Annotated in this window: 14 protein-coding genes; 7 read left to right on the top strand and 7 right to left on the bottom strand. The window is 45.5% G+C overall.

What is annotated here, in order from left to right; genetic code table 11:
• Nucleotides 1–136 precede the first annotated feature (136 nt).
• On the bottom strand, nucleotides 137–1,525 hold the full coding sequence (locus QUB11_RS14395) for an aminopeptidase P family protein (RefSeq protein ID WP_333200790.1): 1,389 nt from the start codon (nucleotides 1,523–1,525) through the stop codon (nucleotides 137–139).
• Between the two features lie 115 nt (nucleotides 1,526–1,640).
• The gene (locus QUB11_RS14390) at nucleotides 1,641–1,853 is read right to left on the bottom strand and encodes a hypothetical protein (protein ID WP_333200791.1); all 213 of its coding nucleotides are present in this window, start codon (nucleotides 1,851–1,853) and stop codon (nucleotides 1,641–1,643) included.
• A gap of 69 nt (nucleotides 1,854–1,922) precedes the next feature.
• On the opposite strand from QUB11_RS14390, the gene QUB11_RS14385 reads away from it, so the two are divergent.
• The gene (locus tag QUB11_RS14385; protein ID WP_333200793.1) at nucleotides 1,923–2,366 is read left to right on the top strand and encodes a DUF4332 domain-containing protein; all 444 of its coding nucleotides are present in this window, start codon (nucleotides 1,923–1,925) and stop codon (nucleotides 2,364–2,366) included.
• A 99-nt stretch (nucleotides 2,367–2,465) separates the two neighbouring features.
• Nucleotides 2,466–2,825, top strand: a complete 360-nt coding sequence (locus tag QUB11_RS14380) for a Spx/MgsR family RNA polymerase-binding regulatory protein (RefSeq protein ID WP_333200795.1) — start codon at nucleotides 2,466–2,468, stop codon at nucleotides 2,823–2,825.
• Between the two features lie 2 nt (nucleotides 2,826–2,827).
• Here the strand turns inward: QUB11_RS14380 and QUB11_RS14375 are convergent, their stop codons facing one another.
• The 4 genes from QUB11_RS14375 to QUB11_RS14360 all read right to left on the bottom strand — a co-directional run bounded on the left by QUB11_RS14375 (nucleotide 2,828) and on the right by QUB11_RS14360 (nucleotide 7,338).
• A complete protein-coding gene (locus QUB11_RS14375) occupies nucleotides 2,828–3,280 on the bottom strand; it encodes a GNAT family N-acetyltransferase (RefSeq protein ID WP_333200797.1) in 453 nt (150 codons plus the stop codon).
• Nucleotides 3,270–4,880, bottom strand: coding sequence for a cyclic peptide export ABC transporter (locus QUB11_RS14370; RefSeq protein WP_333200799.1), 1,611 nt, complete (start codon nucleotides 4,878–4,880; stop codon nucleotides 3,270–3,272). The genes QUB11_RS14375 and QUB11_RS14370 overlap by 11 nt, the downstream gene beginning before the upstream one ends.
• Nucleotides 4,881–5,016: 136 nt before the next feature.
• Entirely contained in the window at nucleotides 5,017–5,613 is a 597-nt protein-coding gene (locus tag QUB11_RS14365; RefSeq protein WP_333200801.1) for a Uma2 family endonuclease, read from the bottom strand.
• A gap of 153 nt (nucleotides 5,614–5,766) precedes the next feature.
• The gene (locus QUB11_RS14360) at nucleotides 5,767–7,338 is read right to left on the bottom strand and encodes an NAD(P)H-quinone oxidoreductase subunit N (protein ID WP_333200940.1); all 1,572 of its coding nucleotides are present in this window, start codon (nucleotides 7,336–7,338) and stop codon (nucleotides 5,767–5,769) included.
• A gap of 265 nt (nucleotides 7,339–7,603) precedes the next feature.
• On the opposite strand from QUB11_RS14360, the gene QUB11_RS14355 reads away from it, so the two are divergent.
• Nucleotides 7,604–7,894, top strand: a complete 291-nt coding sequence (locus tag QUB11_RS14355) for a hypothetical protein (protein WP_333200802.1) — start codon at nucleotides 7,604–7,606, stop codon at nucleotides 7,892–7,894.
• A gap of 111 nt (nucleotides 7,895–8,005) precedes the next feature.
• Nucleotides 8,006–8,161 carry a hypothetical protein gene (locus QUB11_RS14350; protein WP_333200805.1) on the top strand — a complete coding sequence of 52 codons (156 nt, stop codon included), beginning with the start codon at nucleotides 8,006–8,008 and terminating at the stop codon, nucleotides 8,159–8,161.
• A 61-nt stretch (nucleotides 8,162–8,222) separates the two neighbouring features.
• On the opposite strand, the gene QUB11_RS14345 is transcribed toward QUB11_RS14350, so the two are convergent.
• A complete protein-coding gene (locus QUB11_RS14345) occupies nucleotides 8,223–8,894 on the bottom strand; it encodes a VOC family protein (protein WP_333390941.1) in 672 nt (223 codons plus the stop codon).
• A 488-nt stretch (nucleotides 8,895–9,382) separates the two neighbouring features.
• Here QUB11_RS14345 and topA point away from each other — a divergent pair, with 488 nt between their 5' ends.
• The 3 genes from topA to QUB11_RS14330 all read left to right on the top strand — a co-directional run bounded on the left by topA (nucleotide 9,383) and on the right by QUB11_RS14330 (nucleotide 13,088).
• Nucleotides 9,383–12,208, top strand: coding sequence for a type I DNA topoisomerase (gene topA / locus QUB11_RS14340; RefSeq protein ID WP_333390940.1), 2,826 nt, complete (start codon nucleotides 9,383–9,385; stop codon nucleotides 12,206–12,208).
• 191 nt (nucleotides 12,209–12,399) lie between these two features.
• Nucleotides 12,400–12,645, top strand: a complete 246-nt coding sequence (locus tag QUB11_RS14335; RefSeq protein WP_333200811.1) for a hypothetical protein — start codon at nucleotides 12,400–12,402, stop codon at nucleotides 12,643–12,645.
• Nucleotides 12,636–13,088, top strand: coding sequence for an HNH endonuclease signature motif containing protein (locus tag QUB11_RS14330; protein WP_333200814.1), 453 nt, complete (start codon nucleotides 12,636–12,638; stop codon nucleotides 13,086–13,088). Before QUB11_RS14335 ends, QUB11_RS14330 begins: the two co-directional genes overlap by 10 nt.
• Nucleotides 13,089–13,110: the final 22 nt, after the last annotated feature.

Genomic DNA, 13,110 nt, shown 5'->3' with positions numbered 1-13,110 from the left:
TGCTGCGAATTTTCTGACTTGCGAGATCACTTTTTTAACTAATATCAAAAGACTTGTTTGCCAACCTTTCTTCATCTTTATTTATTTATTTTCACCTTTAATGGAACTGCCTATGTGCGATCGAACTCGGCTATACTTACTTAGTTACTGCAACTAACTCCTCAATCTGCGGAGCTTGGGTCGGCAATTTGCCTGTCAAAACTTCTCTCCCCTTTTCGCTGACAAGTATATCATCTTCTATGCGTATCCCCCGCACATCGGCAAATTTTTCCAACTCGTCCCAGTTTACGAAATCTTCATATTTGGCACGATTTTCGGGGTTATTTAAGATTGCCGGAACTTGATAAAATCCCGGTTCGATCGATACTAGCATTCCCGGACGCAAAACTCGATTCAGCCGCAAAAATCCCAACCCAAACCGACTGCTTCTTGTTCTTCCTTCTTGATAGCCCGCCAAATCTCCTAAATCTTCCATATCGTGAACATCTAAACCAATTAAATGCCCGATACCATGTACAAAAAATAGCGCGTGAGCATCCATTTCTACCAAATCTTCAACATTCCCCCGCAAAATCCCTAAATCAACCAATCCTTCCGCCATAATCCGAGCAGCTAACAAATGAATATCTTGATATTCCACGCCCGGACTAACTTTATCAATACAAGCATCGTGTGCTGCCAAAACTACATCATAAATCGCTCTTTGAGTCGGAGAAAACTTGCCAGAAACCGGCCAAGTGCGAGTCACATCAGCCGCCCATCCCGTTGATGTTTCCGCACCAACATCTGCTAACAACAAATCTCCGGTTTGTAGGGGATTGTGATAATGTTCGCTGTGCAGAACTTCCCCGTGTACTGTAACTATACTGGGATAGGCATAGGTCATGTTTTCTGAGATGATGACACTTTCCATTGCAGCGCGCACCCCTGCTTCAATTTGAGCATTTCGAGTTGCCGCCATCCCCGCTTTGTGAGCTTCTACAGTAACAGCCGCAGCTTGACGCAATTCGACCAAACTGGCTGCATCGTGGCTCAGGCGCAGAGATATAATTGCCTTGGTTAATTCTAGGTCGATTCCTGTTGGCGATTTCGGCGATGCCAGAGGGCGAGCGAGAATTTGAGACTGTTGCAACTGAGTCCAAGAATCCTGAACGGCTATTGTTGCTGCATTTGTAGATCGCGCTTTCAATTCGGCCATTGGAAAAGCAGCATCAGCCCCAATTATTTCGGCAATTTCTGCTCTTTTCGGCATTTCTCCGTGCCAAAGAGTGCTGCTAGCAGGTGCGTCATCTAAGAACAATTCTAATTTCCCCGATTCTAAGCGAATGGCAGCATTTTCTAAGGGCAAACCAGCAAAATATAGAAAGTGACTACTGGCACGAAAGGGATAAGTAAGTGCCGGATAATTGCGAGGAATGCTGCGCCCCGACCATAAAATTACCGGAAAATTAATTAAACCGGCCAGTTTTTGCCGCCGTTGGTGTAAACTATTTGCTAACAATTTATCGCTGTTTGTAATTTTCATGGGTAAAAACCGATTATTTAGACTTGGGTTTGCAGTAAGGACTTCAGTCATTCAATTCTTGGCATTAAATAAATAAAGTCCAGACTTCAAAATTAGCAGCCATTTTTCACAAAGTCTAATCTTTATCTTCTTTCTGGCTATCGTCTTGCTTGCTGTCTTTTTTATCGTCTTTGTCGTCATCATCATCCTGCTTTTCTTGGGCCGGGATGCTGTCTGGGCGCGAGGACAAAAAGGCTGAAAGTGCTACTCCACCGACAATTAGCAGCAAGGCGGCAACAGCCGCCACCAGCCAAATTCGTTTGTTTGGTTGTGGTTGATTTTGTGACATGAGCGATCGCCTCTATTGACTGTTTGATATATGAGACTTTAAAGTATAAGTAAAATTAAGTGAAAAAACATGAAAATTTCTCACAAAACTCCTCAAACTTCTGTGCAAGTACGCGACTGGCCGATCGCACATTTACCGGGATTGAGCAAGGAAAACCAATCTCAACTGGAAGAGTGCAGCATCACCACAACCGGACAACTAATTCGCCTGACGAAAACGCAAGCGGCGAAAGTGTTGCTAGCCAATCAATTACAGATTAACATTCAATATATTAATAAATGGGTAGCGATGGCAAATTTGGCTCGAATTCCAAGTGTAGGGTGTCAGTATTGCGGGCTGTTACTGCACGCCGGCGTTGCTTCTCCGGCTCAATTGGCTCAAATGCCCGTGGAGAGATTGCACCAACAAGTTTTAAGGCTGCACGTAGCGACAATGCAGCGCAATGACTTGACTCCTTCAGTCGATCGCGTGCAAAAATGGGTTCAACAAGCTAGATTAGTCAGTAGTCATTAGTCAGTAGTCATTAGTCAGTAGTCATTAGTCAGTAGTCATTTGCTAGTTGTTATTAGGCAACAGTCAACAGTCCACAGTCAACAGTCAACAGTCATTATTATGTCAATTCAAGTTTACGGAATACCGAACTGCGGCACCTGCAAAAAAGCTTTCCAGTGGCTCAAAGATAGCGATGTTAATTACGAGTTCATTAACACAAAAGAACAGCCGCCGACTCGCGAAACAATTCAAAGCTGGGTAGCTGCTGTGGGTTTTCAACCCATGCGAAATACTTCCGGTCAATCTTACCGCGCTTTGGGCGAGCACAAGAATAATTGGACTAGCGAAGAGTGGGTAGAGGCTTTTGCAAAGGATGCGATGCTGCTGAAACGTCCTCTTTTCGTTAAAGATGGAACGGCTGTTTTAGTAGGTTTCAAAGAAGACGTAATTCTAGAAAGATTGGGGCTTTCAAAGGGCTGAGTTCAGCCTGCTGTTCGCCGCATAAACTTAATTTCGCCCACATCATCTGTGAAACCCCAACGCTCGTAAAACGGCATCATGTTTGGCAAACAATTAAGAGCAAAGTTCTCGACAGCTTGCAATTCTGGATGATTTAAAACTGCATCCATCAACTTCGCACCCAGTCCCATCTTTCTGTGCGTCGGCTTGACAATGACATCAAAAATCATCGCTCTGTAGACAAAATCGGTGATGACGCGGGTAATGCCAATTAGTCGTGAAGCGTAGCTATCCCGCAGGGAATCGCTCTCATCGACAAAACCAATGATAACATCAGTCGCCGCCAGCATTTTCACAACATCCTCCCGCGTCCGCTTGTCGCTCCAAAACTCGTTTTTGTACAAATCCATCAAGTCGGAAACCTGGCTTTCGGTCAAAGTTTCGACAATTCGGTAGTTATCCATTTTATCGGTCATACTCTACTTTACCGTAATCTAGTTTAATTGCGCGATCGGCTAAATCAAAATAGCGATCGTCGTGACTAATCACAAACACCGTTTTCCCCCGCCGCTTCAACTCCGGTAGCAACTGCTTGTAAAAAATATCCCGGAAAAACGGATCTTGATCAGAAGCCCATTCATCAAACAAATAAATCGGTCTATCTTCCAAATACGCCGTCAGCAAAGCCAGCCGCTTTCGCTGTCCCTGAGACAAAGCCGTAGTTGACAAAACTCCATCCTTCACCTGAACCTTATTTTCCAAATGAAACTCTCGCAAATATTCAGCCGCCTGCTTATCCAAATCGTGATTAGTCATCCCCAAAAGCCTTTCAAACAGATAGAAATCTGAAAAAATAGCAGAAAAATGCTGCCTGTACCACTCTCGATTTTCCTCAGTAATGGGCTGGCCATCTAGGATAATTTCTCCCGATTCAGGAATGTACAAACCAGTGATCAACTTAGCTAAAGTAGACTTCCCGCTGCCATTACCGCCAATTATAAACACCAATTGACCCGGATGAAACTTCAAATTCAGCTCGCCCAAACTAAAATTGCTGTCTTCTTTTTCTCCCGGATAGCTGTGAATTACTCGATTTAACTCCAGTGTCTCCCACTCAGCATTTTGAAACGGTTTAACCGTTGAATTCATCTCAGATTGACTCGCCAAAGCCAATCCCATTCTCTCTATCTTTTCCACCGAAGTATTAGCACGAAAAAGCGCCGGCAACCTTTGCAAAATATTGTTAAACGGAGACATCAAATAGGTACTTGTCAGAATGTAAGCTGACAAAACCGGAGTAGAAATCGGCACAAATTTGGGTAAAAAAAATAACAACAAACCCATCAGCATAAAAAACAGCAACTGCCCAACTCCCATCGCAACTGCACCAGTATTCAAAGCAGTCACGTTATAATCGCGGGAAGCATCAGCACTCACCTGCAATTGTTCCGTAAAAAACTCTTGGCGGCGCAAGGAATGCAGTTTTAGTTCCTTAATTCCATCAGTAATACTGCGAAAATGCTTAAACAATATATCTTGTTCTTCTCTGGCTAAATCGAAGAATTTCCGCATTTTGCTGAGCAACAACTGCACCGTGCCAATCGTCAGCACCAGAAAACCAAAGACAACAACAAAAACCGTCCCAGAAATCGTGCTTAAATAAGTTAAGCAGCCCACGACAACGGCGATATCAACACAAAGAAAAGGAATCAAAAATATAGTATTAGAAAGCGTTCCCACATCATCAGTCAGAGTTGCCAGCAAGCGGTTAGCGCCCAACTCTTCCAAATTCCGCAAAGGAGTAGACAAAATGCCACGGCTCAAACTCAGACGCAGATTGTAAACAGCTTCTTGAGAAAGGTAGATTAACAAAAATTGGGAGACAAAGCCACTCAAAAGAGCCAAGATTGCTAATCCCGCAAAATACCAGACTAAATTACCATTGGAATTGTCACTGATTGCACGGTTAATTAGGGAAATTAACATAGCGCTGCAACCGCCGCTGATTAAGCCTGTGAGTATGGCAATGGAAACATTTAACCAAGAAGCCTTTAACAGTAACCAAATTACATTCATCTAATTTTACTCTTAATTTAACTTGTGAAACTCTGGAATAAACCAAGTAAATACCCTAATTCTTGGTTACAATCTCGATCGCCAATGAATTTTATTCAGCAGTCGGGGATTTGCAGAAACCTACCAATTAATTAGATTATTGTACTTCTGCTTCAGAGGTTTCAAATACCACTTTTGCATAAATCTCGCTCATCGACATTTGCACTCCCAAGGAAGCAAAAGAAACTGTTGCTGTCTCTCCCTCATATTCCCGAAATAACCATTCATTCGATTCGGTTTTAATATATTGTGCGACTAAAAACTCAGATTGATGGACTAACACATATTCACAGAATTCAGGGATAGATCGATAAAACCGAAACTTATCCTCTCGATTAAAATCTTTGGTAGACTTAGAAAGCACTTCCACGATGAGCATCGGATTGAGGATCTCATCACTGCGTCCCTCGGTAAAAACTGGCTCCCCTTCAATCACCATCACATCCGGGTAAGTTCCCCGTCGATACCGAGGAATCCACAACCGCAAATCGTTGTGAAAAAGCTCATAGGGCTGCCCCTCAAGCAAATTTCCCAAGACTCTACTCAAATTTCGGATAATCCGGCTGTGATTAATACTACCACCACTCATTTGTACAATTTCTCCATCGCGGTATTCATTTCTAAACTCAGCAGTTTCCTCTAACTCCCGGTACTCATCTGGAGTATAAAACTTTTCCTTACTTTGTACTAACATTGTTGCCTCTGTACTAACTTTAATCTGCGTTAATCTGCGTTGATCTGCCTACATCTGCGGTCAAAAATCATAATTAATAGTATATCACAACAAAAAAGAAACGCCCAACCGCAAAGAGTCAGGCGTTTTCCACTATTTCAAAACCCGGAAAAATTAATCCCGGCGAGACACCCAATTAGATTCAAGTTTCGCACCCACAACAGGTTGCACATGACTCAATGCCGACTGCAACATGGGAGTTTTGGTAACAGCATCATTAGCCAAATTAAACAAAGGGTTAGACAAAATTCCCGCCAATGTTGTCGCAACCAAGGTGAGTACAACGCTGACCTGCAAAGGCCGCATTCCCTGAAGATTCCAGCGAACTTCGGGATAATTTTTTACCGCGTCTGACATTTCTTGAGGTTCTTTTACTACCATCATCTTGACAACGCGGATGTAGTAGTAAATCGAAACTACGCTGGTAATTAATCCCAGAATAACTAAGCCGTAAAGTCCTGCTTGCCAGCCGGCCCAGAACAGATATATTTTGCCGAAAAATCCAGCCAGGGGCGGAATTCCACCCAGAGAAAGCAGGCAAATACTTAAGGCTAAAGTTAACAGCGGGTCTTTTTGGTACAAACCGGAGTATTCGCTAATTTGGTCGGTTCCAGTCCGCAGGGAGAACAGGATGATGCAAGCGAAAGCACCCAAGTTCATAAACAGGTAAACCAACAGATAAAATATCATGCTGGAGTAACCGGCTTCTGTTCCTGCAATCAAACCCAGCATCACAAAACCGGCTTGGGCGATCGACGAATAAGCCAAAAGCCGCTTCATGCTAGTCTGGGCGAGGGCAACCACATTTCCTAACACCATGCTGAGAATGGCTAAAGCCGTGAACACGAAGTGCCACTGTTCGATAAGTGCGGGGAAAGCAGTTGTTAGCAAGCGGATTGCTAGGGCAAAACCGGCTGCTTTGGAACCGACAGAAAGAAAGGCAACAACGGGTGTAGGAGAACCTTCATAAACGTCAGGAGTCCACTGGTGAAAGGGAACCGCAGAGATTTTGAAAGCGATTCCGGCGATCGCAAAAACCAAAGCAATCACCAAACCGAGGGATTGACCATCATTCACAGTAGAAAGGTTAGCCGCGATCGCACTTAACTGAGTTTCGCCGCCCGACAACCCGTACAGCAGCGAAATCCCGTAGAGAAACACCGCCGAAGAAGAAGCCCCAATTAACAAATATTTCAAAGCAGCTTCATTGGAACGCGGGTCGCGTTTTGTGTAACCCGTCAGCAAATAAGACGAGATACTCAGAGTTTCCAACGAAATAAAAATCATCACCAATTCATCAGCGCCGCTGAGGAACATTCCCCCCAAAGTAGCGGTTAGTAAAATGCCGATGAATTCCGCTAAAGCCGTACCAGTTTGCAGTACATAGCGGACGGATATCAAAATAGTGACAGCCGCAGTCAAAGCGATAATGCCACGAAACACTAAACTCAAGGCATCGCTGTTAAAACCGCCCAGAAACGAGATGGTATCAACGTTATCCCACTGCAAACACAAGGCAGCGACGGCGGCCAACAAACCCGCAACGGCAACGTAGGGAGTCCAACCCGAGGAACTGCGGCCTACGATTAAATCGCCGACGAGAACCACCAAGAGGGTGATGATGACAATTCCCTCTGGCAAGATAGTTCCAGCATTTAGCTGGGCAGCAAGAGTAGCAAAATCCATATTTTCAGGCAGGTTGGGTAGTACAAGCCGCAAAGGCTGTAATGGGCTGTGAACTTGTAAAAATTCTTTACCAAACACAGATTGTAGCGGATTACAGCTTCGCGATCCCAATTGGGCGGGTGTTTGTTGCCGGAGAGTTGATACTCGGTAGCGGTTTTGCATACATTTGCGGGCATTGTAGAGATTGCTGACTGATGTCACCTCCGACGAGAGTCGCGATCGACCATAACTGCCACAATGTAGAAAGTTAAACCAGTAATTCGGCATGACTGACTCGCTAAGTGCCTACAAACGGCAGACTTCCAAGGGCTTCAACAACCGCCCCGACTACGAGAATGAATTTCACAAACAGGCTGCAACTCGGTTAGTAGAATTGACAAAAGTGCGATCGGGCAAGCTTGTTCTAGATATCGCCACCGGAACAAGTTTAGCGGCGATGGCTGCGGAGGTTGTTGGTTCTACGGGGCGTCTTTTGGGAACTGACGAAAGCTTCGGGAATGTTGCGGCAAGATTAGCAAAAAATTACCCATTTAGCATTGAGAAATATCGACTTTGAGGAAGCAGACGCAGATTTTTCAGAAGGATGTCACAAGGTTTTTTGTAGTTTGCTATAAATAGCATCCACCAACTTTGTGGGAAATATCAAGCTAAGGCAAGAGGAAAAATTATGCCTGTAAGTAAACCGATCGTAGATAGTATTTGCGTCGAGGCTTCATGTATTGGTAATCCGGGTGATGTTGAATACAGAGGCGTGCATACAGCAACCAGAAAAGTAATTTTTCACAAGCGTCCCATGTCAAATGGCACGAAGGAACTCGCCTAATTTTTAGCAATTGTTCATGCCCTAGCTCATCAGCTTACGGGTATGATTCCTACAGCTTACCTTACCAACTGATAATAAGCGGCAATCCCGGCCGAAAATCTATTTGTTGTCCCTGCACTTCTCCATCAAAACCAAGCTCCACAAAATACTCGGTTCCTATCCGTAACTTTAGCGGATTTCTCTCAAGCACTGCTTGCAGTTCCGGTGACGGATTATTGGCAGCAGGACTGACTAATTCTACGCGAGTAATTTCGCGGAAACCAACACCATGATCCAAAGGCTGTGACTTATCAGCAGAGTATTGATCGGGACGTTTACTAAAGGAAATTTGGAAAAGCATGGGCTCAGTCAACACATCACTATTTGTAGCCACCGCGATACTCATCGTTTCAGATAAATAAGGTGGACGATATGCCCAACTAGAAAATGCAACTGTGTCCTCAGAACCTTTGGGTGGACGCAAACAGATGCCAAACGGACACGCACCATTATTCCGATTTGTCGATCGCTCCCAAAGACGAGTCTGATGAATTGGCTCAGACTTCGCCTCTTCTGGATCGTGAATCCATAACAATTCCAACATTGCGTTATGGAAAAAGAAACAGCGATTGGCTGTACCTTGTCCGCGATGAATGCGAGATCCACCCTCAACTAAACCGAAGGATGATAAACGATTAGCTTCCGAAGCACCAATATCAGTAAGGATGAAAAGATGGTCGAATTCAAATGTCATAGCATTGTTGATAGAATTGAGCGATCGCTCCAGTAATTTTAATCCTCTGTGATTGCTTTAAATCTTTCTTCCCAATCTAAAATCTAAAATCTAAAATCTAAAATCGATAGTCCCAAACCTCTACTCAGTCAATCTTTCCCAATCTAAAATCTAAAATCTAAAATCTAAAATCGATCGCCCCAGCCTTCAAGTTACAACTAGATTGAGGAACCATCCGCCCGTATCCAGCAGTCTCAACATCCAGTTAGCGACAATTCTGCTAAAGTCAGGTCATCATCCCGTGCATCTTGTAGAGACGCGATTCGCAGCCTCTGCCCCCAAAGCAGTAAAATCCCATCATATTGTCACCTGCCACCCGATCGGCAGTAAGTTAAAAATTAAGGTAGTTTGAAAATAATCGCCCAAAGTTGAAAGAAACCTTGACATCTGACCTAAACTCTCTAACTTAGACCCTCTAGCTGCGCTGCCATCCATATTTAAAAGATGCCATGTCAACCTTAGTCATCGTCGAATCTCCTACCAAAGCCCGCACCATCCGCAACTTCCTGCCCTCCACCTACCGTGTAGAGGCATCGATGGGCCATGTCCGCGACCTACCATCCTCCGCCGAAGAAATACCAGAAGCCGTTAAAGGAGAAAAATGGGCGCAACTGGGCGTAAACGTGGAAGCAGACTTTGAACCCCTCTACGTCATCCCGAAAGATAAAAAGAAAATTGTTAAAGAACTCAAAGACGCCCTAAAAGACGCCACAGAACTGATTCTAGCCACTGACGAAGACCGGGAAGGCGAAAGCATTTCCTGGCATTTGCTGCAAATCCTCAAACCCAAAGTGCCCATCAAGCGGATGGTGTTTCACGAAATCACCCGCGAAGCTATCCGCGATGCTTTGACTCACTGTCGCGATATCGACAATCGAGTTGTACAAGCCCAAGAAACTCGCCGGATTCTCGACAGACTCGTCGGTTACACACTCTCTCCGCTACTGTGGAAAAAAATCGCTTGGGGTTTGTCCGCCGGTAGAGTGCAGTCAGTCGCTGTACGCCTGTTGGTGCGCCGGGAACGGGAACGCCGCGCTTTCCGCCAAGGTAGTTACTGGGATTTAAAAGCAACTTTGACCCCCCCCAACCCCCCCCTTGGTAAGGGGGGGGCTTCGGACAATCCCCCCCTTGGTAAGGGGGGGGCTTCGGACAATCCCCCCCTTGGTAAGGGGGGACAGGGGGGTGCCTTTGATGCCAAACTCGTGACTGTCGGAAATGTAAAAGTTGCAAATGGCAGCGATTTTGATGAAAATACCGGGCAAATTATCGCAGGCCGCCGTGTACTTTTGCTGAACGAAGAACAGGCGCGGGCTTTACTTTCACGCATTCAAAACAAACCTTGGACTGTCACCAATCTCGAAGAACGGCCAGTCACCCGGAAACCCTCGCCGCCGTTTACGACCTCGACTTTGCAGCAAGAAGCTAACCGCAAGCTCCGGCTGGGTGCGCGAGAAACCATGCGAATTGCCCAAAGTCTCTACGAACGCGGTTTTATCACCTATATGCGGACGGATTCGGTGCATTTGTCCGAACAGGCGATCACAGCGGCGCGCAGTTGCGTGCAAGAACTTTACGGCAGCGAATACCTCAGCCCCCAACCGCGCAAATACACCACGAAAAGCAAAGGCGCCCAGGAAGCCCACGAAGCTATCCGTCCCGCCGGCAGCACTTTTCGGACTCCGCAGCAAACGGGATTGGATGGGATTGATTTCCGCCTCTATGATTTGATTTGGAAGCGGACTGTCGCTTCTCAAATGGCCGATTCCCGCCAAACTCACGTCACTGTATTAACTCAGGTAGAAGATGCCGGTTTCCGTTCCAGCGGGAAACGCATTGATTTTCCAGGCTTTTTGCGCGCCTACGTGGAAGGTTCCGACGATCCGAATGCGGCGTTGGAAGACCAGGAGGTGATTTTGCCGGCGCTGAAGGTGGGGGATAAACCTAATTGTAAGGATTTAGAGGCAGTTGGCCACGAAACTCAACCTCCCGCCCGCTACACGGAAGCTTCTCTGGTGAAAATGCTGGAAAGCGAAGGTGTGGGCCGTCCGAGTACCTATGCGAGTATTATCGGTACAATTGTCGATCGGGGATACGCGAAATTAATAGCTAACGCCCTAATTCCGACATTCACCGCTTTCGCCGTCACGACTTTATTGGAAACACATTTTCCCGATTTAGTAGACACCGGTTTTACTTCCCGAATGGAACAAACCCTCGATGAAATTGCCACCGGCGAGGCGAAATGGCTGCCGTATTTGCAAAAGTTTTATACAGGGGAAACCGGACTCGCAACCCAAGTTAAAGAACAGGAAAGTCAGATTGATGCGAAAGTTGCCCGAACTGTGGTACTGGAGAATATTTCTGCTAAAGTCTGCATCGGCAAATTCGGCGCATACCTGGAATCTGAAAGCGAAGAAGGCCTGGTAAAAGCATCGATTCCCCAAGATTTGACGCCGGCAGATTTAGACCCGGATCAAGTGGAGTTTCTGTTAAAGCAAAAAATGGAAGGCCCGGAAAAATTGGGTCTTCACCCAGAAACCGGGGAACCGATTTATGTGCTGATTGGCAGTTATGGGCCATACGTTCAGTTAGGGGATGTTTCGGAAACGAACAAGAAACCGAAGCGGGCTTCTTTACCGAAGGGGACGGATAAGGATAGCGTGACGGTGGATATGGCGGTGAGTTTGTTGACTTTACCTCGGTTGTTGGGAACTCACCCGGAGACGGGGGCGAAGGTGCAAGCTAATTTGGGGATGTACGGGCCTTATGTGGTGCATGACCAGGGTAAGGTGGGGAAAGATTATCGATCGATCAAACCGCCGGATGATGTTTTGACGATCGAGCTCGATCGGGCATTAGAATTGTTAGCGCAACCGAAAGCCGCCCGCGGCAGCAGCAAAACAGCTACACCTTTGAAGGAATTGGGCGCGCATCCAGAATCGGGAGAACTGATCAATGTTTACGACGGCCGTTATGGGCCCTACGTCAAACACGGCGATATCAATGCTTCTTTGGCTAAGGATGAATCTGTGGAGAATTTCACCTTACAAAAAGCACTGGATTTGTTAGCAGCAAAGGAAGCAGCGGGCGGCGGAAAATCTAGCAGCAAGTCGAAGAAGTCAACTAAGACAACTGCGGCGAAATCGGAAACTGCAACGAAGAAGACTGCGGCGAAGAAAACCACTGCTAAAAAGACCGAGACTGCGGCGAAGAAAACCACGACAAAGAAGGCTGCGACTGCGACAACAGCCAAGAAAACAACTAAGTCAAGTTAGCAGGATTTAGGCACTGTACGGTCAGAAACCGGGTTTTTTGCAATAATTTGTTTGAGCAGACAGATTCGGTAAAAAACCCGGTTTCTTCGATCGCGCCGTGGGTAAGTAGGTCGGCTCTTTCTAAAGTAATCCTTTCGTTCTCATGATATAATCAAGACTATCCATGTAGTAATTGGAGTAATTTAATCACCATGATATCTGAACTTATGGTACAACCTTCCTACTGGATCGATCGTGAGATTTCGATTCAGAAAGTCAGAAATCTTTACTTATTCAAATTTACGGAAAACCTGCAAGCCCGATTAGAAGAACTAGCCGACAGAAAAAAGGCTAATCTTTTAACTTCCGAAGAGGTTGTAGAATTAGCAAGCTTACTAGAACTAGATCGGATTTTTACCTTAATTAACGCTAAAGTTATAGCAGCCTCATGTCCGTAAACCGCGCTACTAGAAATTTAGTAAGAAGTAGAGCTAATTTTCTTTGTGAATATTGCCATTCAGCGGAAGAAAGTAGCTCTACTCTATTTACGATAGATCATATTTTACCTCGCTCGATTGGTGGTAGCGATGAGCTTGAAAACTTAGCTTTAGCTTGTCATCGCTGTAATAATAATCGCTATAATTTTGTCACTGGTACTGACCCAGAAACAGAACAAGAAGTAACTTTGTTTAACCCCCGTCAACAGCAATGGTCTGAGCATTTTAACTGGTCTGCGGATGGTTTAGAAATAAGGGGTATTACTCCAACAGGTAGGGGAACCTGCGAGCGATTAGACCTTAACGATCTATATCATAATGAAGGAGCGATTATCAGAGCTCGTCGTTTATGGGTTAGGGCAGGGTGGCATCCTCCCTCTGGCGATCCTCGCCAAAATTCATAATATTGATAAGAACAGTTGATTT

This window comes from Microcoleus sp. B6-A1, assembly GCF_036705085.1.
In the GTDB taxonomy this organism is placed as follows: Bacteria; Cyanobacteriota; Cyanobacteriia; order Cyanobacteriales; family Microcoleaceae; genus Microcoleus.
This window is presented reverse-complemented; position numbering and strand designations above follow the sequence as displayed.

Excerpts from the sequence above, each read along its gene's own strand:
- QUB11_RS14335 (WP_333200811.1), top strand. The coding sequence starts at position 12,400 with ATGATATCTGAACTTATGGTACAACCTTCCTACTGGATCGATCGTGAG.
- QUB11_RS14355 (WP_333200802.1), top strand. The coding sequence starts at position 7,604 with ATGACTGACTCGCTAAGTGCCTACAAACGGCAGACTTCCAAGGGCTTC.
- QUB11_RS14395 (WP_333200790.1), bottom strand. The coding sequence starts at position 1,525 with ATGAAAATTACAAACAGCGATAAATTGTTAGCAAATAGTTTACACCAA.
- QUB11_RS14390 (WP_333200791.1), bottom strand. The coding sequence starts at position 1,853 with ATGTCACAAAATCAACCACAACCAAACAAACGAATTTGGCTGGTGGCG.
- QUB11_RS14370 (WP_333200799.1), bottom strand. The coding sequence starts at position 4,880 with ATGAATGTAATTTGGTTACTGTTAAAGGCTTCTTGGTTAAATGTTTCC.
- QUB11_RS14360 (WP_333200940.1), bottom strand. The coding sequence starts at position 7,338 with ATGGATTTTGCTACTCTTGCTGCCCAGCTAAATGCTGGAACTATCTTG.
- topA (WP_333390940.1), top strand. The coding sequence starts at position 9,383 with ATGTCAACCTTAGTCATCGTCGAATCTCCTACCAAAGCCCGCACCATC.
- QUB11_RS14380 (WP_333200795.1), top strand. The coding sequence starts at position 2,466 with ATGTCAATTCAAGTTTACGGAATACCGAACTGCGGCACCTGCAAAAAA.
- QUB11_RS14365 (WP_333200801.1), bottom strand. The coding sequence starts at position 5,613 with ATGTTAGTACAAAGTAAGGAAAAGTTTTATACTCCAGATGAGTACCGG.
- QUB11_RS14330 (WP_333200814.1), top strand. The coding sequence starts at position 12,636 with ATGTCCGTAAACCGCGCTACTAGAAATTTAGTAAGAAGTAGAGCTAAT.
- QUB11_RS14345 (WP_333390941.1), bottom strand. The coding sequence starts at position 8,894 with ATGACATTTGAATTCGACCATCTTTTCATCCTTACTGATATTGGTGCT.
- QUB11_RS14350 (WP_333200805.1), top strand. The coding sequence starts at position 8,006 with ATGCCTGTAAGTAAACCGATCGTAGATAGTATTTGCGTCGAGGCTTCA.
- QUB11_RS14385 (WP_333200793.1), top strand. The coding sequence starts at position 1,923 with ATGAAAATTTCTCACAAAACTCCTCAAACTTCTGTGCAAGTACGCGAC.
- QUB11_RS14375 (WP_333200797.1), bottom strand. The coding sequence starts at position 3,280 with ATGACCGATAAAATGGATAACTACCGAATTGTCGAAACTTTGACCGAA.